The organism is Arthrobacter sp. Sr24 (genome assembly GCF_054511175.1).
The window spans coordinates 28,034-49,974 of record NZ_JBTNDB010000018.1 but is presented as its reverse complement, the minus strand read 5'-3'; the positions used below and the strand labels follow the sequence as shown (position 1 = coordinate 49,974).

General features: G+C 59.6%; 16 protein-coding genes. 2 read left to right on the top strand and 14 right to left on the bottom strand.

What is annotated here, in order from left to right:
• Positions 1-53 precede the first annotated feature (53 nt).
• The 11 genes from uvrC to acs all read right to left on the bottom strand — a co-directional run bounded on the left by uvrC (position 54) and on the right by acs (position 16,344).
• Positions 54-2,054, bottom strand: coding sequence for an excinuclease ABC subunit UvrC (uvrC, locus tag ACX80D_RS12335; RefSeq protein ID WP_459322972.1), 2,001 nt, complete (start codon positions 2,052-2,054; stop codon positions 54-56).
• 2 nt (positions 2,055-2,056) lie between these two features.
• Positions 2,057-2,725: a lysophospholipid acyltransferase family protein gene (locus ACX80D_RS12330; RefSeq protein WP_459322970.1), complete on the bottom strand. Its 669-nt coding sequence runs from the start codon at positions 2,723-2,725 to the stop codon at positions 2,057-2,059.
• The gene (locus tag ACX80D_RS12325) at positions 2,712-3,512 is read right to left on the bottom strand and encodes an HAD hydrolase-like protein (RefSeq protein ID WP_459322969.1); all 801 of its coding nucleotides are present in this window, start codon (positions 3,510-3,512) and stop codon (positions 2,712-2,714) included. The genes ACX80D_RS12330 and ACX80D_RS12325 overlap by 14 nt, the downstream gene beginning before the upstream one ends.
• Positions 3,513-3,614: 102 nt before the next feature.
• Entirely contained in the window at positions 3,615-6,494 is a 2,880-nt protein-coding gene (uvrA, locus tag ACX80D_RS12320; protein WP_459322968.1) for an excinuclease ABC subunit UvrA, read from the bottom strand.
• 134 nt (positions 6,495-6,628) lie between these two features.
• Complete coding sequence (locus ACX80D_RS12315) at positions 6,629-7,018, bottom strand: GntR family transcriptional regulator (protein ID WP_459322967.1); 390 nt, start codon at positions 7,016-7,018, stop codon at positions 6,629-6,631.
• The gene (locus ACX80D_RS12310) at positions 7,015-8,949 is read right to left on the bottom strand and encodes an ABC transporter ATP-binding protein (protein WP_459322966.1); all 1,935 of its coding nucleotides are present in this window, start codon (positions 8,947-8,949) and stop codon (positions 7,015-7,017) included. Before ACX80D_RS12310 ends, ACX80D_RS12315 begins: the two co-directional genes overlap by 4 nt.
• Positions 8,946-10,757 (bottom strand): ABC transporter ATP-binding protein, encoded by a 1,812-nt coding sequence (locus tag ACX80D_RS12305; protein WP_459322965.1) that lies wholly within the window; start codon positions 10,755-10,757, stop codon positions 8,946-8,948. The genes ACX80D_RS12310 and ACX80D_RS12305 overlap by 4 nt, the downstream gene beginning before the upstream one ends.
• A 577-nt stretch (positions 10,758-11,334) precedes the next feature.
• A complete protein-coding gene (locus tag ACX80D_RS12300) occupies positions 11,335-11,838 on the bottom strand; it encodes a CoA-binding protein (protein ID WP_459322964.1) in 504 nt (167 codons plus the stop codon).
• Entirely contained in the window at positions 11,835-13,220 is a 1,386-nt protein-coding gene (locus tag ACX80D_RS12295; RefSeq protein WP_459322963.1) for an O-acetylhomoserine aminocarboxypropyltransferase/cysteine synthase family protein, read from the bottom strand. Before ACX80D_RS12295 ends, ACX80D_RS12300 begins: the two co-directional genes overlap by 4 nt.
• A complete protein-coding gene (gene sfnG, locus ACX80D_RS12290) occupies positions 13,220-14,398 on the bottom strand; it encodes a dimethylsulfone monooxygenase SfnG (RefSeq protein ID WP_459322962.1) in 1,179 nt (392 codons plus the stop codon). Before sfnG ends, ACX80D_RS12295 begins: the two co-directional genes overlap by 1 nt.
• Positions 14,395-16,344 (bottom strand): acetate--CoA ligase, encoded by a 1,950-nt coding sequence (gene acs / locus ACX80D_RS12285; RefSeq protein WP_459322960.1) that lies wholly within the window; start codon positions 16,342-16,344, stop codon positions 14,395-14,397. The genes sfnG and acs overlap by 4 nt, the downstream gene beginning before the upstream one ends.
• A 268-nt stretch (positions 16,345-16,612) precedes the next feature.
• Here acs and ACX80D_RS12280 point away from each other — a divergent pair, with 268 nt between their 5' ends.
• Positions 16,613-17,185 carry a flavin reductase family protein gene (locus ACX80D_RS12280; protein WP_459322958.1) on the top strand — a complete coding sequence of 191 codons (573 nt, stop codon included), beginning with the start codon at positions 16,613-16,615 and terminating at the stop codon, positions 17,183-17,185.
• 51 nt (positions 17,186-17,236) lie between these two features.
• A complete protein-coding gene (locus ACX80D_RS12275; RefSeq protein WP_459322957.1) occupies positions 17,237-18,352 on the top strand; it encodes an FAD-dependent oxidoreductase in 1,116 nt (371 codons plus the stop codon).
• 114 nt (positions 18,353-18,466) lie between these two features.
• Here the strand turns inward: ACX80D_RS12275 and arfA are convergent, their stop codons facing one another.
• Genes arfA through ACX80D_RS12260 form a run of 3 tightly spaced genes read right to left on the bottom strand, consistent with a single transcriptional unit; the run spans position 18,467 to position 21,896 of the window.
• Positions 18,467-20,005 carry an arabinosylfuranosidase ArfA gene (gene arfA, locus ACX80D_RS12270; RefSeq protein ID WP_459322956.1) on the bottom strand — a complete coding sequence of 513 codons (1,539 nt, stop codon included), beginning with the start codon at positions 20,003-20,005 and terminating at the stop codon, positions 18,467-18,469.
• Positions 20,006-20,051: 46 nt separating this feature from the next.
• Positions 20,052-20,954, bottom strand: a complete 903-nt coding sequence (locus ACX80D_RS12265; protein WP_459322954.1) for a carbohydrate ABC transporter permease — start codon at positions 20,952-20,954, stop codon at positions 20,052-20,054.
• 3 nt (positions 20,955-20,957) lie between these two features.
• On the bottom strand, positions 20,958-21,896 hold the full coding sequence (locus ACX80D_RS12260; protein ID WP_459322952.1) for a carbohydrate ABC transporter permease: 939 nt from the start codon (positions 21,894-21,896) through the stop codon (positions 20,958-20,960).
• Between the last annotated feature and the right edge of the window lie 45 nt (positions 21,897-21,941).

The window sequence follows — 21,941 nt, the reverse complement described above, 5'->3', positions numbered from 1 at the left end:
TAGCTCTCTTTGGCACGCGGCTTATCAGCCCTTCGAGAGCTGGCCCACCACCCCTACTCCAGGATTTCACCCGTGGTCATATTGACCGTTGGTGCTGGCGGCTGTTGTTGCTCCTGTGTATTCAAGGTGTCATAAATAGCTTGGGCGAGGACGGGCCCAATACCCTTGGTCTCCCCCAACTCCTCTAAAGTCGCGGCCCGGACCTTCTTCAAGGAACCAAAATGGGCCAGCAGATTTTTCTGTTTGGCAGCACCCATCCCCGGAACCGTATCCAGGATCGAAGCGGTCATGGCCTTTCCGCGCTTGGCTCGGTGGAAGCTAATGGCGAAGCGGTGCGCCTCGTCGCGGATGCGCTGGAGCAGGTACAGCCCTTCCGAGGAGCGCGGGAGGATCACCGGGAAATCACTCTCAGGGATCCAGACCTCTTCGAGTCTCTTGGCGAGTCCGACGACGGCCACATCAGTGATCCCCAGATCCGCCAGTGCGCGCGAGGCAGCGTTGACCTGAGGAATGCCGCCGTCGACCACCACCAAGTTTGGCGGGTAAGCGAACTTGGACTTGGTCGTCTCAGCAAGAGTTTCTTCTCCGTCAACGGCCAGCGCACGTTCGGTTCCAAGCTCACCGCTAGCACCAACGCTCTGGGCACGCAGCTCTTTCTCGGCCAAGTAGTTGCGGAAGCGGCGGGTGATGACGTCATACATCGAAGCAGTGTCATCGATAGCGGCCTCACCCGTGATGGCAAATTTGCGGTACTCGCTCTTCTTGGTTAACCCGTCTTCAACCACTACCATGGAGGCCACCACATTGGTGCCCTGGACGTGGGAGATGTCGTAGCACTCGATACGCAACAGCGGCATCGGTAAGTCAAGCGCTTCTTGCAGCTCCTGCAGGGCCAGCGAGCGGGTGGTGAGATCGCCGGCACGGCGCGACTTGTGCAAGATCATGGCCTGACGAGCGTTGGCCTGGACGGTGTCCATCAGCGCGGCCTTTTCACCGCGTTGGGGCACCTTGATGGAGACCTTGCCCTGGCGCAACGTCCCCAACCAAACAGACAGCTCTTCATGGTTGCTCGGCAACTCAGGGACAAGAATGTTCCGCGGGATGGAGTCTTGCTCCGAGTCCTCGCTACCGTACACCTGCTGCATGAGGTGCTCCCAGAGCTCGGCGTCAGTGGCGTCCTCTACCTTCTCCACGATCCAACCACGCTGCCCACGAATTCGCCCGCCGCGGACGTAAAAGACCTGCACGGCAGCTTCGAGGTCATCTTGTTCGACGGCGAAGATGTCTGCGTTGGTGTCTTCAGTCAGCACTACGGCATTGCGCTCAAAGACCTTCTTTAAGGCAATGATGTCATCGCGGAGCCGTGCGGCCTGCTCGTAATCGAGTTCAGCCACGGCAGCAGTCATCTTCTTTTCCAACGTGCCGATGAAGCGTTTGGCCTCGCCGCCCATGAAGTCGCAGAAATCCTGGGCCAGGTCCTTGTGTTCCTCAACGCTGATGCGGCCCACGCAGGGTGCGGCACACTTGTCGATGTAGCCGAGCAGGCAGGGACGCCCACTGCGTTCGGCGCGCCGCAGCACCCCAACGCTACAGCTGCGCACAGGGAAGACACGCAGCAGCGTGTCCATGGTTTCACGAATGGCTCCTGCGGTGTACGGCCCGAAATAGCGGGTGCCCTTGCGCCGCTCGCCACGCATGACCTGTACCCGCGGGTACTTCTCGCTCATGGAGACAGCAAGGTACGGGTAGGTTTTATCATCCCGGAACGCCAAGTTGTAGCGCGGGGTAAATTCCTTGATCCACGTGTATTCCAGCTGCAGGGCTTCGAGTTCACTGCCGACGATGGTCCACTGCACGCTCGCGGCGTGGTGGACCATGGCGTGGGTTTTGGGCAGCAGCGTGGCCGGATTGGCGAAGTAGGAATTCAGACGCGAGCGAAGGTTTTTAGCCTTGCCCACATAAATGATGCGCCCATGCTCATCACGGAACCGGTACACGCCGGGATCTGTAGGAATTTCGCCCGGTTTCGGCCGGTAAGAGGAGGGGTTGGCCATGGTTATTCGACGACGGGGCTCTGGTTGTATTTGCTGCTACGTTCCTGAGCGCTGAGCTCGGCAATGGCGTCCATAATGGTGTCCGTGACCAGGCGACGAGCCGGCAGCGAGTGGTCCGGACCGGTTTTATCGAAGTACAGCGGCTTGCCAAAGCGCAGCGTAAACCGCGCAGGTCGGAAGCCTTTGCTCCCGGCGGGCTGTAGTTTTTCGGTTCCGATGATACCCACGGGCACCACGGGAGCGCCGGTGGTCAGCGCCAGCCAACCCACACCGGTGCGGCCACGGTACAAAATGCCGTCGCGGGAACGCGTGCCTTCGGGGTAGATGCCCACGCCTTCATTGCGGCCCAAAATATCCAGCAACGTCTTGAGTGCCTGCACGCTCGCCGCCTGTTCACCGCGTTCCACGGGAATGGAATTCACGGACTCGAAGAACGATTTCATGAGCTTGCCCTTGACACCCTTCCCCGTGAAATACTCCGCCTTCGCAAAGAAGGAAACGGGCCGCGGAGTTAGCGCCTGAACAATCACGGAGTCGAAGAAGGAAAGGTGGTTGGGCGCAACAATGAACGGCCCGTCCGTGGGCACATTCTCCAGCCCCTCAACGGTGGGCCGGCAGACGGTGGCAATGGTCCCGCGGGTCAGCATGCGCGTTGCGTCATACAGCGCCATGTCCGGCCTCCCCTGCTGCTGTTTCGATTCCCATACCAGCGGAATTTCCCGCAAGTACGGCGGCCAATTCCTGTGTTGAATTCACGACGGCGGTAGCTCCTGCCGCGGCCAACTCACCTTCGGCAGCAAATCCCCAAGACACCCCGATGCACCCGAGTCCATTGCTCGCAGCACCGTTGACATCTTGGTACCGATCCCCCACCATAACGGCGGTGAGCTTGGCGCCGGGGCTGGCAACGAGCGCGGCCATAGCGCAGGTTTGGGCCAATGCCGCAGCAATAATCTCGGTCTTGCCGGGGCGGTAGTCAGCATCGCCGGGCTTGAGTGTTTCATCGGCGTGGGAGCCGCAAATGGTGTGAAACAAGGTGTCGATGCCGTGGTGGGCCAGCAGTTTCTTGGCAAGCGGTTCGGGCTTTTGCGTGGCGACGCCGAGGTACACGCCACTGCCCTTCAGCTCCTCCAACAACTCACGGACACCCGGGTAAACCTTCGACATCGCCATGCCGTGTTCGGTGTACCAGGCACGGTAGGCGGCGATGACAGCATCCACCTGAGCTTCGGGAACGCCGGCGATGTTGACCAGTGCGTCAGCCAACTTGGGCCCGATCATCGTATTCAGCACGCTGGCCTCCGGAACGGGCAGCCCCAAGGAACGTAGTGCGTATTCCACGCCGCCGGTAATGCCACCGGCCGGGTCAACGAGCGTCCCGTCGAGGTCGAAGAGAAGCACCCAAGGCAGGCTGTCGCGTTTTTTGCCCGCAGTCATGGCAGGAATCACTGTAGTCACGTCCATCAGTTTCTCACGGGCCAGACCTCACCACGCCCATCCATGCAGTAAGTGGCATACATGAGATGGGCGTAGCGGCGGAGCTGGCGGGAGCGCTTGGGGTCACAACACTTCGCGCAGGAACGTGGCCGTGTGGCTTTCCGTGTTCTTGGCGAGCTTCTCCGGAGTGCCGGTGGCCACCACGCGTCCGCCGCCGGTGCCGCCGTCGGGCCCTAGATCCACGATCCAGTCCGCGCTCTTGATGACATCGAGGTTGTGTTCAATGACAATGACTGTATTGCCCTTGTCCACGAGTCCCTGCAGCACCAGCAGTAGCTTGCGAATGTCCTCAAAGTGCAGGCCTGTGGTGGGCTCATCGAGGACGTAGATGCTGCGGCCGTTGGAGCGCTTCTGCAATTCTGCAGCGAGCTTGACGCGCTGCGCCTCGCCGCCGGAGAGCGTGGTGGAGGCTTGCCCCAGGCGAACGTAACCAAGTCCGACGTCGACCAGCGTGCGCAGGTGCCGGGCAATGGGGGTGAAGGCGGCGAAGAAATCGGCACCTTCTTCAATGGGCATGTTCAAGACGTCGGCAATGGACTTGCCCTTGTAATGCACTTCAAGGGTTTCGCGGTTGTAACGGGCACCGTGGCAAACCTCGCAGGGGACATAGACGTCCGGCAGGAAGTTCATCTCGATCTTCAGTGTGCCGTCACCGGTGCACGCTTCGCAGCGCCCACCCTTGACGTTGAAGGAGAAGCGGCCCGGCTGGTAGCCGCGCATCTTGGACTCGTTGGTCTCAGCGAAGAGCTTACGAATGTTGTCAAAAACGCCCGTGTAGGTGGCCGGGTTGGAGCGCGGGGTGCGGCCGATGGGGCTCTGGTCAACGTGCACCACCTTGTCCAGGTGCTCCAGACCGTCGATCCGCAGGTGGCGCCCGGCAACCTGCTTGGCGCCGTTGAGCTTATTGGCCAACACCTTGTACAGGATCTCGTTGACCAGCGTTGACTTACCGGAGCCGCTGACGCCAGTGACGGCAGTCAGCACACCCAAGGGGAATTTCACGTCAATGTTGAGCAAGTTATTTTCGCGCGCGCCCACCACAGCCAGTTCCCGCGACTTGTCATACTTGCGGCGCTTGGCCGGCAACGCAATGGACTTACGGCCGGAGAGGTAATCACCGGTCAACGAGCGAGTGTTCGCCAACAGATCCGGCAAGGAACCGGAGTGGACTACCTCGCCGCCGTGCTCACCGGCGCCGGGACCAATGTCAACAATCCAGTCGGCTTCTTTAATGGTGTCCTCATCGTGCTCCACCACAATGAGCGTGTTGCCGAGGTCTCGCAGACGCGTCAGGGTGCCAATGAGACGGCGGTTATCGCGTTGGTGCAAACCAATAGAGGGCTCATCGAGCACGTACAGCACACCCACCAAGCCAGAACCGATCTGGGTGGCCAGACGGATACGCTGCGCCTCACCACCGGAGAGCGTGGCGGAGGCGCGTTCCAGATTCAGGTATTCCAAGCCAACATCAAGCAGGAACTTCAGGCGGGCCTGAATCTCCTTCAGGACCTGGCTGGCGATCTGCGCTTCGCGTCCTGTCAAGACCAGGTTGGAGAGGAAGTCAAAGCAGTCGCGCATGGATAGGGCGCAGACTTCGGCGATGGATCTGCCATTGATCAATACCGAGAGGGAGGCCGGGTTCAGCCGCGCACCACCGCAGGCGGGGCACGGAATCTGGCGCATGTACTCTTCGTAGCGGTCACGGGCGGAATCGGATTCCGTCTCTCCATGCTTGCGGTGAATGTACTGAATGGCACCTTCAAAGCCGGTGCTGTATTTGCGTTCACGGCCAAAGCGGTTCTTGTACTGCACCACGACCTTGTGGTCCTTGCCGTACAAGATGGCAGTGCGTGAATCGGTGTCCAACTTATTCCACGGGGTCTCCATCTTGAAGTCCAGCTCCGTGGACAGACCCTCAAGGAGCCTGTTCCAGTACTCGGTGGTGGCGGTCCCCAGCGACCACGGCGCAATGGCGCCTTCGCGCAAGGACAGGAACGGGTTGGGAACAACTAGTTCCTCATCAACTTCCAGCTTGGTGCCAATACCGCTACAGGCGCTGCAGGCCCCGAAGGGGTTGTTGAAGGAGAAAGAACGCGGTTCAATCTCATCGATGGCCAGAGGGTGCTCGTTGGGGCAGGCCAGGTTCTCGGAGAAGGAGCGGATGCGCCCGGCGTCATCAGATTCTAGGTCCACGAGTTCCACCAGCACCCGGCCATCGGCCAAGCCCAAAGCGGTTTCCACGGAGTCGGTGAGGCGCTGTTGAATGCCATCCTTGACTACCAAACGGTCCACCACCACCTCGATGGTGTGCTTGAAGGTCTTCTTCAGCTTGGGCGGATCGCTGAGCTGAACTTGCTCACCATCTACCTTGGCGCGTGAGTAACCCTTGGCCGTGAGCTCCTTGAACAGCTCAACGAACTCGCCCTTGCGGTCACGCACCACGGGTGCCAGGACCTGGAAGCGAGTGCCTTCAGGCATCTCCAGCAGCTGGTCCACAATTTGCTGCGGGGTCTGCTTGGCAATGGGCTCACCACACACGGGACAGTGCGCCGTGCCCACACGAGCCCAGAGCAGGCGCATGTAATCGTAAATCTCGGTGATGGTGCCCACCGTGGAACGCGGGTTCTTCGACGTCGACTTTTGATCGATGGACACAGCTGGCGACAGACCCTCAATGAAGTCAACATCCGGTTTGTCCACCTGGCCCAAGAACTGCCGCGCGTAGGCGGAGAGCGATTCCACGTAGCGGCGCTGACCTTCGGCAAAAATAGTGTCGAAGGCGAGCGAGGACTTGCCTGAGCCGGACAGTCCTGTGAAGACGATCATGGAGTCGCGGGGCAGGTCAAGGTCAACATTGCGCAGATTATTTTCCCGGGCACCCTTGACAATCAGGCGTGACAGATCCGGGCGGGCGTCATTCACAGGTGTTGCTGGCTGGGCCATTATTTCCTTCGCATAGCAGTCCGCGGCAAAGCCGCTGCACGTGGCGAGCGTCCGCCACGCAAGAGTTCCTACATCAGTATAATCGAAAGTTCGTTCGAACGCCGGTCCACAGGCCGGCTCCCACGGTCGTCGAACTAGCCGTTGTTTCGTTCTAGAGCGGCGGAGACAATGCGCAGAGCCTGCGCTCGCGGCATCCCCAATTCACGCACGACGGCGGCAAAAGAGTCCGCGGCCGCAGCTACCTGAGCGGCGATCTTGTCACCGCCGGAAGCAATGGCCGTGCCGCTGCGTCCTGCTGTGATCACAATGCCGGCCTGCTCCAATTCCCGGTAGGCACGGGCCACAGTGTTAGCCGCCACCCCTAGATCCGTGGCCAGAGCCCGGACCGAGGGCAGTTTAGTCCCCACGGCCAACTCCCCTGAGGAGGCCAAGTCCAGAATCCGCAGCCGCACCTGCTCAAACGGTGGCACCGTCGATTCCAGGTCCAATCGCCACCTGCGCATCAATACATCCATGGAGTTCATGCTCGGCTCACCTCTTCCACCATTGGATCGCCAAATTGGCTCATATACAGATCGTAATAGAAACCTCTGCTAGCGAGCAGCACCTCGTGGCTGCCCTGCTCAACAATGCGACCACTATCCATCACCAGTATGAGGTCAGCGTCGCGAATAGTGGAGAGTCTGTGAGCAATAACAAAGCTGGTCCGGTTTGCGCGCAGTTTGTTCATGGCCGTACGGATCATGACTTCGGTGCGGGTATCGACGCTACTGGTGGCCTCATCCAGAATCAGAATGCCCGGATTGGCGATCCAGGCCCTGGCAATAGTCATGAGCTGACGTTGCCCCTGACTCAGCCCGCCGCCGTCGTCCGTCAGGACCGTGTCATAACCATCCGGGAGCGAACGGACAAAGTGATCCACATGTGTTGCCACGGCCGCGTCCACTATTTCCTCCTCGGTGGCACCCAGCTTGCCGTACGCCAGGTTCTCCCTGATGGTCCCACCGAACAGCCACGCATCCTGAAGGACCATGCCGAACTGGCTGCGGAGGTCATCGCGGGTGAGGTGGGCGGTGTTGACGCCATCCACCGTGATGGTGCCCGAATCAATCTCGTAGAAGCGCATGAGCAGGTTCACCAAGGTGGTCTTTCCTGCACCGGTGGGACCCACAATGGCCACAGTCTCCCCCGGTTCGGCTACCAGAGAAAGATCCTTGATGAGCGGCTCCCCCGGCTTGTAGCCAAAGTTGACGTGGTCAAAGATCACCCGGCCCGCAGGTGGGGCTAGTTTGGCGGCAGGGATGTGATCAGGTGTCTGCTCGGTGGCGTCGAGTAGTTCAAAGACACGCTCAGCGGACGCTACCCCGGATTGGAGCAAGTTGATCATGCTGGCAATCTGAGCCATGGGCTGGCTGAACTGCCGCGAGTACTGAATGAACGCCTGAACGCTACCAATGGTCAGAGCACCCTGGGCCACTTGAATACCGCCAAGCACCGCCACCACCACGTAGTTGAGGTTGGAGATGAAGTTGGTGCTGGGCATGATGATGCCGGAGATGAACTGTGCCTTGGCGCTTGATTCGTACAGGGAATCGTTGGAGAGGCGGAACTTCTCAATGGCTTGCTTCTGCTGGCCAAAGGCCTTGATGATCTCGTGGCCCGTGAACATTTCCTCCACATGACCGTTGAGATCGCCAGTGCTGCGCCATTGAGCCGCAAACTCCACCTGCGAGCGCTTAGCGATCATGATGGTGATGACGGCGATGATGGGAACTGTCACGAGGGAGATGCCGGCCAGTAGGGGCGAGATGGAGAACATCATGCCGAGTACTCCGCATACTGTCAGGAGTGCAATGAGGATCTGCGTGAGTGTCTGGTTCAGGGTTTGGGAGAAGTTGTCAATGTCATTGGTGACACGTGAAAGAACGTCGCCGCGGGATTCTTGCTGGAAGTGAGACATGGGTAGGCGGTCCAGCTTTGCCTCAATGTCTCGGCGCAGTCGGTACATGGCTCGCTGGACAATACCTGTGGTGACGAAGCCTTGACCCCAGTTGAAGAAGAAGGCCGCGACATACAGGCTCAGGACAATCATGAGAACCTGACCGAGGGCGGCTAGGTCCATACCTTGGCCGGGCACCACGTTCATGGCGTTGAGCATGTCCGCCAGTTGTCCCTGCCCCTTGGCCTGTAGCTCAGCCACAGCTTGGGCCTTGGTGGTGCCAGCCGGGAATTGGCTGAGCATCTTGCCCACCACACCGTCGAAGATGATGTCGGTGGCGTTACCGAGGATCTTCGGAGCAACCACTGACAGTCCTACCGAGATGGCTGCCATGATCACCACCAGGGTGATGCGGAGCTTGTCCGGGGCCATGAGACCTAGGATTCGTTTCAGACTGGGACCGAAGGCCATTGCTTTTTGGGGTGGGCCGCCACGGCCTCCTCGCATCATGCTCATGAGAGGCCCCCTTCACGGGTGGTGCCGCTAGTGGTTGTCGTGGTGGAGCCAGCGCCGCTGTCCAATGCGTCTGTGCCGGGTTCATCATCTGCCCCCAGCTGGGAGTTGACGATCTCCTGGTATGTGGGGCTGCTTTCGAGTAACTGCTCGTGTGTGCCCTGAGCTACCAAGCGCCCTTCATCCAAAACAAGGATGTTGTCCGCATCCCGAATGGTGCCTACCCGTTGGGCCACCACCAATACCGCCGCATCGCGAGTGACCGGTTTCAGGGCAGCCCTGAGCTTAGCGTCCGTTGCGTAGTCCAGTGCGGAGAAGCTGTCATCGAAAAGGTACACAGAGGGTGAGGCTGCAATTGCCCGGGCAATACACAGCCGTTGGCGCTGTCCACCGGAGACGTTGGAGCCGCCCTGTTCTATAGTGGCCTCTAAGCCTTCGGGCATGTCCCGGACAAAGTCTGCGGCCTGCGCTGTTTCAAGTGCGTGCCATAGCTGCTCATCGGTAGCCTCGGGGTTACCCATGCGGATATTGCTCGCCACCGTACCGGTGAACAAGTACGCCTTTTGCGGTACCAGCCCAATAGAGCCACGCAACGCTTCCAAGGTGACATCCTTGATGTTGAACCCGCCCAACTCGATGCCACCCTCGGTGGCATCCAGAAGCCTTGGTATGAGGTTCACCAGCGTGGACTTGCCGCTACCGGTGGAGCCGATGATCGCCGTCGTACTTCCTGGGGAGGCGGTGAAGCTGACTCCGGAGAGGACAGGGGCCTGGGCGCCGGGGTAAGTGAAGCTGGCATTCGTGACGTTGAGGCGGCCATCGAGGCGGCTGATGTTCACGGCGTCGGGGCCATCCACCACGCTGGCTTCGGTATCCAGGACTTCGGTGATGCGTTCGGCGCTGACGGCCGCGCGCGGGATCATCATGAACATTAACATGGCCATCATGACGGACATGAGGATTTGCATGATGTAGCTGAGGAACGCGGTGAGGGCGCCAATCTGCATGTCGCCGGCGTCAATGCGCTGCCCGCCGAACCAGAGAACGCCCACGCTGGTGACGTTGACCACGAAGAAGATGGTGGGGAACATGAGCGCCATGAGCCGCCCTGTCCGTAACTGGGAGGAGGTGAGTGCGCCGTTGGCGGTGGCGAAGCGGTCGGCCTCGTAATCGCGGCGGCCAAAGGCGCGGATGACGCTGATGCCGGTGATTTGTTCGCGCAGGACCCCGTTGATGTCATCGAGTTGGCGCTGGACTTTGCGGAAGGTGGGAACCAGGACCCGCACGATCAAACCGATGGCGATGAGCAGCACGGGCAAGATCACCAGCAACAGCCCGGAGAGTGGAACGTCCTGGGACATGGCCAGCACAATACCGCCGACACACATGATGGGCGCCGTCACCATCATGGTGAAGGACATCAGCGTCAGCATCTGTACCTGCTGGACATCATTGGTGGTGCGGGTGATTAGGGACGGGGCGCCAATGATGCCGACTTCTTGGGAGGAAAACGTCTCCACCTTCTCGAAGAGGTCTCGGCGGATCTGCCGTCCCACGCCCATGGCAAGCTTGGCACTCAAATAGGTGGCTGCGATGGCGCACACCACCTGGCCGGCGGTAATGAGCAGCATCCACAGGCCCAGATTCATAATGACGTCGATCTGGCCCGTGACCACGCCGTCGTCAATGATGTCGGCGTTGAGCGTGGGCAGATACAAGGTGGCGAGGGTGGAGAGGAATTGCAGCACCACAATCGCAATCAATGACGCCTTATGCGGCGCCAGATTGCGGGCAATCAAGCGAAACAGCACCTATCCTCCTGATGGTCTCGGCGAGCATGTTCATAGTCCAGCTATCAAGCTACTCCTTGCCGAGGGAATGTCAGTTATCTGGTGCCTGTGAGTTTGCCGTGACTGGGGAGTTTGGCGGGCGGGGCGGGGCTCGTCGGTGCGAGGCGGGGGCGTTTACGGGGGCCGTGGGGCGCTCGCAGAGGGCGAGACACCGTGTCCCCCATCGACCCGTCACGTAATGACGCTTTCCCCGGTCTAAGCGTCATTACCTGACGGGTGGATATTCGGTGGGGCGGGATGTATCTACCTCGAGCCACTACTTGACTCCGTTTCCCGCAATCAGGAGAAGCTAGCTGCTCGAGTGTGCAGTTGATGAACGCTTCCGGCCACTTTCAAACCGAAACCGTACAAGAAATGCGCACTCGAGGGCAGATCGGAACCGTTCCCGCGGCCCGGGACGGCCCCGACGTAAATAGGACGGCGCTCGCGGGATAGGACGGCCGTATAAGACCATCCCATCGCGCAAGCGCCATCCCTTTTACGGTACTAATCCAATGATCAGACAACCCGGTGACCGGACGAAGACTAACGCAATACCTTAGGCGACTACCTGCCGCTTGGAGGAAATGACTCCGGTATCGAAGCCAGCAAGGTGCAGACCGCCGTGGAAGCGGGCGTGTTCAATCTTCACGCAGCGGTCCATGACCACTTCCAGCCCCGCAGCTTCAGCCTTTGCGGCAACTTCCTCGTGCCAGGATCCCAGCTGCAGCCAGAGCGACTTCGCCCCCACGGCAATAGCCTCGTCCAAGACGGTGGGCAGGTCATCATGGCGGCGGAAAACCTCCACCATGTCAGGAACCTCAGGCAGATCAGCCAATGACTTGTACACGGGCTGACCTAAGATCTCCGTGGCCACCGGGTTCACGAAATAGACACGATAGCTACTGGAGGAGAGCAGGTAGGTAGCTACGAAGTAGCTGGCACGGGACGGCTTATCCGAAGCGCCCACAATGGCAATGGATTTGGTCTTGCGCAGAAGCGCCAAGCGTTCGGGTGCTGAGGGCCCAACCCACGTACGTTCTGGAGTGGTACCGGTACTCATGCGTTTGCTCCGATCGTGCAGGATGGTGCGGCGGCAGAGTCCGCGACGCCGGAGGAGTCAGCATCGCGAGAAGCCTCAGCAGCACTACTCGCGATGAACTCTTGGGCTATGGTCAGTGCTTGATCCAGGTCCCATAAGATGTCCTCGACGTCTTCCAGACCAATGGAAATGCGTATCAAGTCTTCGGGAACTCCGGCCGCCTCAAGCTGCTCAGCGGAGAGCTGCTGGTGGGTGGTGGATCCAGGGTGCAACACCAAGGTGCGGGAATCGCCAATGTTGGCCAAGTGGCTGGCCAGCTGCAGGGAGTCGATGAACTTCTTCCCGGCAGCACGTCCCCCGCGGACACCAAAAGCGAAGACGGAGCCAACACCCTTGGGTAAGTAATGCTGCCCACGCTCAAAGTGCGGGTGGCTGGGCAATCCGGCGAACTGAACCCAAGAGACGCGCTCGTCGGCTTCCAACCAGCGCGCCACGGCATCAGCGTTGCGCAAGTGCTCATCCATGCGCTGCGGCAACGTCTCAACGCCCTGCAATAACTGGAAAGCCGACTGGGCCGAAAGCGAGGGTCCAATGTCGCGCAACTGCTCGGAGCGCAGCTTGGTCAGGAAACCATACTCGCCAAAATTGCCCCACCAGGACACGTTGCCATAGGAGGCTACGGGCTCGGTCATGGACGGGAACTTGCCGTTGCCCCAGTTGAAACGGCCGGATTCCACCACCACACCACCCAAAGTGGTTCCGTGCCCACCAAGGAACTTGGTTGCCGAGTGGATCACAATATCGGCACCGAACTCGATGGGTCGGATCAGGTACGGGGTGCTCAACGTAGCATCAACCACCAGTGGCACTCCGGCTGCGTGTGCTACCTCGGCCAGTCCTTCAAGATCGGCGATGTCGCCAGAAGGATTGGCCACGATCTCCGTGTACACGGCCTTGGTGTTTTCCTTGATCGCTGCCGCAAAATCAGCCGGATCTGAGGAATCCACGAACGTGGTCTCCACCCCGAAGCGGCGCAGCGTCACATCGAGTTGCGTGATGGTGCCGCCGTACAGCTTGGAGGAGGCCACAATGTGGTCGCCCGCCCCTGCCAGCGCTGCGAAGGTGATGAATTCCGCCGCCATGCCCGACGACGTTGCAACAGCACCGATGCCACCCTCCAGAGAAGCAATGCGCTCCTCAAAGGCTGCCACCGTCGGGTTACCAATACGTGAGTAAATGTTGCCGTACTTTTGCAGCGCAAAGAGGTTGGCGGCGTCGTCGGTGTCCTTGAACACGAACGAGGTGGTCTGGTAGATCGGCACTGCGCGGGCGCCATGCTCGGAATCGGGCGTGCCGCCAGCGTGCAGGGCACGGGTGCGGAAACCGAAAGAATGCTCAGTCATTAGACGCTTACCTTGTCAAAGTTGGTGATGGGCAGCAAGGAGGTGTCCAGCTCGGTGCCGTGCTTGCGGGCCAGGTCTGCTTCGAGTTCACGCACAATGGGCATGACGTCGCGGCCAAATGCGGCCGTCTCTTCCTGGAAATGTAGGTAAGCGGTCAGCAGCAAGTTCACGCCGCGCTTCTTGTACTCCACGATGCGGGTAGCGATCTGCTCGGGGGTGCCGATCAGTTCGGTCTTGAAGCCGTCGTTGTACTGGATGAGATCCTCGTAGGAGGAATCTGCCCACATGCCCTTGCCATCCTTGGTGGAGGCTCCGGCTTCCTTGACGGCGGCGGCGAATCCTTCCACAGCGGGGCGGTGCGCCTTCGCGACAATCTCGCGCAGGGTCTCGCGAGCTTCCTTCTCGGTGTCGCGGGCGATGACGAAGCCATTGAGGCCAAAGCGTGGCTTGCGGCCAGCCTCGGCAGCTGCGGCCAATACGCCGTTCACATTTTCGCTATAACCCTCCAACGTGCGGCCGTTGGAGAAGTACCAGTCAGCTGTGCGGCCAGCTGCAGCCTGGGCAGCGGTGGAGTTTCCGCCGAAGAAGATCTCCGGGTGCGGGCGGCCAGGCACGTCAACGGGCGCCGGGTTCAGTGTGAAGTTATTGATGTTGTAGTACTTGCCGGCCTGCGAGTATTCCTTTTCGGTCCAGAGCCCGCGCAGTACACGGATGAACTCTTCGGTGCGCACATAACGTTCGTCATGCTCCAGCCAGTCGAGACCGAAGTTCACGAACTCGTCCTTGAGCCAGCCGGAGACAATGTTGACGGCAGCGCGGCCATTGGAGAGGTGATCGGCGGTGATGATGAACTTGGCCAGCACACCGGGGTGCCACATGCCCGGGTGGACTGCAGCGATGACCTTCAAGCGTTCCGTCGCACCAAGTAGCGCCAGGGAGAAGCTCGTTGCTTCATGCTGCTGGTCTGCACCGTAGGAAGCGGCGTAGCGGGTCTGCGTCAGCGCGTATTCGAAGCCGCTGTTCTCAGCGATTTGAGCCAGCTTCTTGTTGTAGTCAAAGCTCCAATCGGTGCGCTGCTCAATGGTGCTCACCACGAGTCCACCGGAAACGTTGGGCACCCAATAAGCAAATTTGAGCGGGGTGGCGAGGTCTGCAATGTTTTCTGGGGCGATACTCATGAGTGATCCTTCTTTTTGTACTGGGTAACGGCGACAATAATTCCGGCCATTGATTCTTCGTTTTGGAGCGAGGTGGTGTCGCCCAGAGGCGTCCCCTCAAACATTTGGGTCAGCAGCCGGCGCATGATCTTCCCAGAACGGGTCTTGGGAACATCGGGAACCACGACGACGGCGCTTGGCTTGGCGATGGGCCCAATCTTGTGTGCCACGTGGGCACGCAGTTGATTCTGGACTTCCGCGGCAGAGTGACTTTCGCTGTCCGCCAGGACGACGAAGGCCACCACAGCATGCCCGGTCAAGGCATCCGTCACCGGGGTGACACCAGCTTCGATGACGTTGGGGTGAGTGACCAGTGCCGATTCAATCTCGATCGTGGAGAGTCTGTGTCCGGAGATGTTGATGACGTCATCAATGCGTCCCAAGATCCAGATATGACCCTCAGCGTCATACTTGGCACCGTCGCCTGCCAGGAAATAGCCCTGCTTGGCGAACTTGCGCCAGTAGGAATCTAGGTAGCGCTGGGGGTTTCCCCACACGGTCCGAGCCATTGCCGGGCCAATCCCGTCCACCACAATCAGACCCTGGACATCGCGCTCAACGTCAGTTCCGGCGTCGTCCACGATACGAACGCTCACACCCGGCATGGCACGCGAGGCGCAACCCGGTTTGAAATCGGTATCGCCGGGGCGCGGGGACAGAATCGTGGCGCCAGTTTCGGACTGCCACCAGGTATCCACCATGGGCAGCGTGCCGCCGCCGAGTTCATCGCGCAGCCAGTTCCAGGCTTGCGGGTTGACGGCTTCGCCAACGGTTCCGAGCAAGCGCAGGGAGGAGAGATCGTGGTGGGCCGGGACGCCGTCGGGGAACCAGCCCATGAGTGAGCGGACCAGCGTGGGTGCCGTGTAGTAGCTGGTGACACCGTAGCGTTCGATGATCTCAAAGTGGCGGCCGGGGTGCGGGGTGTTCGGGGTGCCTTCGAAGATGACCTGGGTGACGCCGTTGGAGAGCGGTCCGTAAATTTCGTAGGTGTGCGCCGTGACCCAGGCAAGATCGGCCGTGCACCAGTGAACATCGTTCTCGCGCAAGGCAGGATCAGGGTTGCTAAAGAGCAATTCGTGGCTGTAGGAGGCCTGAGTGAGGTAGCCGCCGGTGGTGTGCACCAGGCCCTTGGGCTGGCCGGTGGTGCCGGAGGTGTACATGATGAACAGCGGCGTTTCGGCGTCAAAGTAGTCGGCGGTGTGCTCCGTGCTGGCTGCACCGAGCGCGTCATGCCACCAAATGTCTCGGCCCTCGGTCCATTCAATGTCGGAGCCCGTGCGGCGCACCACCAGAACATGTTCGATCGAGTTTTCCCCGGCCACTGCGGCATCCGCGTTCGCCTTGACGGGAACAGCCTTGCCGCGGCGGAATTGGCCGTCGGTGGTGACAAGCAGTTTGGCGCCGGTGTCCTCGACACGGAACTGCAATGCTTCAGCGGAAAAGCCGCCAAAGACGAGTGAGTGGACGGCACCAATCCGGGCCACTGCCAATGTGATGATGACGGTTTCGGCGATGACGGGCAGGTAAATGACCACACGGTCGCCCTCGCCAATGCCCAAGGCCTCAAGCGCGTTAGCGGCTTGGCACACCTGATCTTGGAGTTCCTTGTACGTAATGGCGCGCCGATCCCCGGGCTCACCTTCGCAGAACAGGGCCACTTTGTTGCCGTTGCCAGCATCTACGTGCCTGTCCACGCAGTTGACCGCTGCGTTGAGCTTGCCACCTGAGAACCACTCGATCTTCGGAACCTGAAGATCGCCGGTGACGGCGTTCATAGCAGCGTCAAAGCTATGGTCGGTGTGCCAAGGCTCCGCCCAATCAAGCCGTTTGGCTTGCTCAGCCCAAAAATTCACCCTGCTGGACTCTTCGGCCGTCCGCGTGGAGGGGGCAAAACTGGTGGTACTCATCAAAAAACTCCATCAATCCTGGTGGTCGCATCCGCAGCCCCACTGAGCCAGGTCTTTTGACCGCAAGAAATATTTCTTCACAACTAGACCCCATAAGTACGTCTCGTACCAAATTATCGGGTAATAAATGGTCACTATCTGGAATGAATGCAGTAAAGCGACGCATTTCCTCCCCTCGAATCGTCCATAAGTTCGTTGAGGTGATACTTTTTCATCTATGACAGCAGCCGCAGTCCAGGCCGATTCTGGCCGCAGTGAAGGAGAGTCCATGTCGCAGTCCACCGTTTTCGCAGAGCCACAGCCGGTCACTCATCCCGGTTTTTCTGACATGCTCAGTGCCGACGATTTCAAAGCTGCGTTCCGGAACCATCCCGCCGGTGTTGCCGTGATCACTGCAGATATTGGGCAGGGACCTGTTGGGCTAACAGCAACCTCCGTCATTTCTGTTTCCGCCAACCCGCCACTTGTGGTCTTTTCCTTGTCGTCTGCATCATCGTCCACTCCGACGGTTAAGCAGGCCGAGACTGTTGTCATCCACCTTTTGGGTGCTGATCAGATTGACTTGGCCAAGAACTTCGCCACCAGCGGCATTGATCGCTTTGCTGATACCTCCATCTGGTCACGCCTCGTCACGGGAGAACCAGTTCTTCCCTCCGCCAACGCCTGGATGCGTGGACGGATTGTCAATCAAATGGATGCCGGCGATTCAACGGTGGTTGCCGTGCAGATTCTGCAGGTGAACCTGCCCGGAGAATCCAGCCGCACAGCAGAGCAAGCCCGTCCGCTGGTTTACCACGACCGCACCTGGCATTCCCTCAGCGAAACTTCGGTAGTGAAGTAGCCCCGTAGCCCAAACTGCGGCAAAACCCTGTCCGGCCTTAAAGTAAAACCCATGAGTATTCAGACAGATGTGGTTGTTATTGGCGCGGGCGCCATGGGTTGTGCAGCAGCACTCGCCGTTGCACGGAGCGGAAAATCCGTGGTCGTGTTGGAGCAGTTCCCGCAGGGGCACACGCTCGGGGCTTCCCACGGAACCACCCGCAACTTCAACACCGCCTACCAGCAGCCGGAGTATCTTCAGCTGGTAAGCGAGGCCCACCGGCTGTGGGATGAGCTAGCGGATGAAACCGGTGTGCAGCTGCTGGATCTAGTGGGACTCGTCAACCACGGACATGACAATGCTCTAGAAATGACGTGGCGGGCGCAGCAGCAAGCCGGCATCAAAAGCTCGTTCATAGCGCCGCAAGAAGCCATGGAGCGTTGGGCGGGTATGCGTTTTCGCGGAAAAGTCCTTTATGTGCCGGAGGCCGGCAGGGTGCGCGCAGCCGATGCACTGACTGCGTTACAAACCGCCGCCCAGTCTCGCGGAGCGCAATTCCTATATGAGCAACCCGTCCGTGCCGTGTCGGTGCTCGGCGATGACCTCGTATCCATCTCTACCGACAGCACTGACTACCGGGCCGCCCGCGTCATTGTGACTGCCGGCGCATGGACTCAAAAACTCTTGGGCGGACTCCTCCCTCTCCCCCGCCTTGTGGTGACGCAGGAACAACCAGCACACTTCCAGGCTGCCAGTGATGGCCTGGAATGGCCCAGCTTCAATCACAACCCTGAGCCCGGGGTGCCAGAAGACGACTTTTGGTACAGCCCCACGTACGGGATGCTGACCCCAGGGGAAGGCCTCAAAGTTGGTTGGCATGGCGTGGGGGCCGTTGTTGATCCGGATGCCCGTGACTTCACAGCGGAGACACACCAGATGGATGCACTCCGACGCTATGTGCGGCAGTGGTTCCCCGGGTTGGACCCCGAGCAGTTCGCTCCGATCAGCTGCACGTACACCTCAACCGATTCGGGAGACTTCCTCCTTGATCGGTTCGGCCCGGTCGTGGTTGGCGCAGGGTTTTCCGGACACGGCTTCAAGTTCACCCCGGCCATTGGCCGTATTCTCGCCGATCTCGCTGATGGCATAGCGGCCCCTGCTCTCTTTCGAGGTTCTCGTTCCGTTTGAGCCTCGCCACAGATGAACGGTATTAAAGGAGAGGGCACCCACTGCTGATAAAAGTGGGCGCCCTCAAGGGTGCGGTCGGGGATTCTCCCGAAAGATTGCTTGGTGTGAAGCCGCCTAGTTCTTGGTGACTTCCAGCTCAACTACCGCCCACGAAAGCGCCGGCAGACTTAGTCGAAGTTCAGCGCCAGCTGCCTTGACACCGGCCAACGCCGTCATGCCGATGCGATCTTGCCCGTCGACACTGTTTTTGGTGAAGCGATCCGCACCCTCGGGCGCTTCCAGCACCTCAGCCCTGGTGATCCTGCCAGCGTCGAAGCCACGCAGCGCCACCTCTACCTCTGCGGCTTCCTCGAGCCCGCGGTTGGCAAAGAAGAGTGCCACCCGTCCGTTCTCCTCATCCCACGTAGCACTGACATCCACCAGATCCGCATCGCCAAACTTTGCCGTTTCAACTTTGTCGGAGTCGACCTGAGTGCGGAGGATCTGTCCTTTGGCGAGTTCCGCCATGCGCGAGAACGGGTAGAAGATGCTCTGGCGCCAAGCATCTCCGTTGGGCTCTGCGAGAATCGGGGCAATGACGTTGACCAGCTGTGCCTGGTTGGCGATTTTGACCCTGTCGCCATGCCGGAGCAGCGAGTTCAAAAGCGTACCGACGACGACGGCGTCGGTCACGTTGTATTTGTCCTCGATGACCCGGGGGTGTTCGCGCCACCCTGAAGCGTTGACACGGTGCGGCTGGTCTTCGGTGTCCAGTCCGCTCTGGTACCAGACGTTCCATTCGTCGAAGGAAAGGTTAATGCTCTTCTTGTGCTTGCCCTTGGCCTTGACCGAGTCAGCGGTGGCGACCACAGACTCAATGAAGTAGTCCATGTCAACGGCACTGGCCAGGAAACTGGCCGCATCGCCGTCGTGCTCCTGGTAGTAGGCGTGCAGCGAGACGTAATCAACCTCGTCATAGGCATGAGTCAAAACGGTCTGCTCCCAGGAGCCGAACGTGGGCATGGCCGAACTAGAACTGCCACAGGCCACCAGCTCGATGCTCGGATCCACCAGGCGCATGGCTTTGCCGGCCTCCTGGGCCAGACGGCCATACTCCTCGGCCGTCTTATGACCGATCTGCCACGGGCCATCCATCTCGTTTCCGAGGCACCAGAGTTTGATATCGAAGGGGTCCTTATGACCGTTCTTGGCGCGCAGGTCAGAAAGGTAGGTGCCGCCAGGATGGTTGGCGTACTCAACGATCTCCCGGGCGGCATTCACGCCCCGGGTGCCAAGGTTGATGGCCTCCATGATCTCGGTGCCAGCTTTGCGTGACCAGTCCACAAACTCGTGGAGACCAAAAGCGTTAGTTTCCAGGGTGTGCCAGGCCCCATCGAGGCGGCGCGGGCGGTTGGCCACCGGGCCGATCCCGTCTTCCCAGTTGTAGCCCGAGACGAAGTTTCCGCCGGGATACCGGATAACGGTGGCGCCGAGTTCCTTGGTCAGGGCAAGGACGTCCTTGCGGAAGCCCTGATCGTCGGCCTGTGCGTGGCCTGGTTCGTAGATGCCGGTGTACACGCAACGGCCCATGTGTTCGACAAAGGAGCCAAAGAGGCGGTGCGGTACTTCTGAGATGGTGAATTCGCGGTCAATACTGATCCGTGCACGGGACATGGTGCGTTTCTCCTATAGGGGTAGTGGTGATGAGGTGTGGGGAAATTTAGGTGCCGGCTAAGCCGGTGGTGGAAATGCCCTTGATGATCTGGCGTTGAAAGAAGAGGAACACCACGATCAGAGGCAGGGCGGCCAACAGCGCGGACGCCATGTTCTGGGCATATTGGATGCCATAGGCGCTCTTGATGGTTTGCAAACCTACTGGCAGAGTCAGCATGGAGCTTTCGTTGGTGACGATGAAGGGCCAGAGGAAGTTGTTCCAAGCGCCGATGAAGACAAAGATGGCGACGGCGGCCAGAATGGGCCGCGAGAGCGGCAGGACCACCTGCCAGAAGATGCGGATCCTGCCAGCACCGTCAACGAGTGCGGCATCTTCCAGCTCACGGGGAATCTGGTCAAAGAATTTCTTGAGCACAAACACCATGGCCGGGGCGATGACCTGCGGGAGAATGATCCCCCAATAGGTGTCGATCATGCGGAAAGAGACCATCTGGTAGAACAAGGGGATGATCAGCACCGGTGGCGGAACGATGAGCGAGGCTACGATGATGGTCATCATGACTTTGCGGCCCTTGAAGTCGATGCGAGAGAGCGCATACGCCGCCAGCGTTGAGATGGCCAAGGTAATGATGGTGATGGCCGCCGCGGTAAAGAGCGAATTCAACGTCCACTGCGGAATGTCTCCACCTTGCAGTACCTTCTTGAAGGCGTCCAAGGTGAATCCCGAAGCAGGCACCAAGGTTATGGGCGTGGCGGCCGCTTCCGTCTCAGACTTGAGCGCTGTGATGGTGGCCCAAGCGAAAGGGACCAGCCAGGTCACTGCAAGGATAGCGACGATCACGGTGGCCAGAATGCGTCCAGGCTGGCGACGCTTCTTGCGGCGTCGAGGCTCCGGAGAGTGGGCGCCTGTTGCCGCTTTACTAGTGTGGGTAAGTGTCGAAACAGCCATGGGTTATGCGCTCCTCTTACGGGTCACAAAGAACTGTGAAATCGAAACGATGACAATGATGATGAAGAAGATGTAGGAGATCGCAGCCGAATAGCCAAGCCGGTAACCGGTGAATCCGGTCTCGAAGATGTACTGAACAATGCTTCGGGTGGATCCCGCCGGGCCACCGGCCGTCATCTGGTACACCTGATCAAAGATTTTCAGTGACGCGAGCACCTGCAGGATGACGATCATGAGCGTGGTGCCCTTGATCTGCGGCAAGGTGATGGAGAAGAATTGCCGCCATCCGCCTGCTCCGTCCAATTGTGCGGCTTCGAAGTGAGCCTGCGGGATGTTGCCCATGGCCGCCAGGTACAGCAGGAAGTTGAAGCCCACAGTCCACCAGAGCGTGGCAATAACGATTGACCACATCGCCACATCAGGGTTGTTCAGCCAGTCAATGGGGGCAATTCCAATCCTTCCTAGAAGCTCGTTGATCAGGCCTAGCTGCGGGTTGTACATCCAGACAAAGAACAGGGACACGACGGTCGAGGCCAAGAGGTATGGGGCAAAGAAGGCCAGACGCCAGAGCCATTGGGCCGGTAATCCCATGTTGACCAGGGCTGCCATGGCCAAAGCCACGAGGACCAGGGGGATAGTGCTGATGACCGTGAAGTAGAGGGTGTTGCCCATGGAATGCCACATATCGGAGTCCATCAGGGCCTCCGTATAGTTGGCCAGGCCAACAAAGTTAGTATTTGCTCCCGTGAGTGATCTGCCGGTGAAGCTCATGTAAAGCCCGTAGATCAAAGGCCACAGGAGGAAAACTGCGAAGAACGCCAAAAATGGCGCCATGAACGACCAGCCGTGCCGGCGGTCTCTGCGCACTCTGGCGGCGTAATTGTTTTCCAGCGGCTGTTGAGCCGATCTATCGGTAGTACTCGAAACGGTGGTCGTGCTCATTGCCTTGGCTCCCTTGCCGCAAAAATGAATCTCCCAAAGATGACT

Excerpts from the sequence above, each read along its gene's own strand:
- ACX80D_RS12280 (WP_459322958.1), top strand. The coding sequence starts at position 16,613 with ATGTCGCAGTCCACCGTTTTCGCAGAGCCACAGCCGGTCACTCATCCC.
- arfA (WP_459322956.1), bottom strand. The coding sequence starts at position 20,005 with ATGTCCCGTGCACGGATCAGTATTGACCGCGAATTCACCATCTCAGAA.
- ACX80D_RS12315 (WP_459322967.1), bottom strand. The coding sequence starts at position 7,018 with ATGAACTCCATGGATGTATTGATGCGCAGGTGGCGATTGGACCTGGAA.
- uvrA (WP_459322968.1), bottom strand. The coding sequence starts at position 6,494 with ATGGCCCAGCCAGCAACACCTGTGAATGACGCCCGCCCGGATCTGTCA.
- ACX80D_RS12295 (WP_459322963.1), bottom strand. The coding sequence starts at position 13,220 with ATGACTGAGCATTCTTTCGGTTTCCGCACCCGTGCCCTGCACGCTGGC.
- ACX80D_RS12330 (WP_459322970.1), bottom strand. The coding sequence starts at position 2,725 with ATGGCGCTGTATGACGCAACGCGCATGCTGACCCGCGGGACCATTGCC.
- ACX80D_RS12300 (WP_459322964.1), bottom strand. The coding sequence starts at position 11,838 with ATGAGTACCGGTACCACTCCAGAACGTACGTGGGTTGGGCCCTCAGCA.
- sfnG (WP_459322962.1), bottom strand. The coding sequence starts at position 14,398 with ATGAGTATCGCCCCAGAAAACATTGCAGACCTCGCCACCCCGCTCAAA.
- ACX80D_RS12310 (WP_459322966.1), bottom strand. The coding sequence starts at position 8,949 with ATGAGCATGATGCGAGGAGGCCGTGGCGGCCCACCCCAAAAAGCAATG.
- acs (WP_459322960.1), bottom strand. The coding sequence starts at position 16,344 with ATGAGTACCACCAGTTTTGCCCCCTCCACGCGGACGGCCGAAGAGTCC.
- ACX80D_RS12265 (WP_459322954.1), bottom strand. The coding sequence starts at position 20,954 with ATGGCTGTTTCGACACTTACCCACACTAGTAAAGCGGCAACAGGCGCC.
- ACX80D_RS12260 (WP_459322952.1), bottom strand. The coding sequence starts at position 21,896 with ATGAGCACGACCACCGTTTCGAGTACTACCGATAGATCGGCTCAACAG.
- ACX80D_RS12275 (WP_459322957.1), top strand. The coding sequence starts at position 17,237 with ATGAGTATTCAGACAGATGTGGTTGTTATTGGCGCGGGCGCCATGGGT.
- uvrC (WP_459322972.1), bottom strand. The coding sequence starts at position 2,054 with ATGGCCAACCCCTCCTCTTACCGGCCGAAACCGGGCGAAATTCCTACA.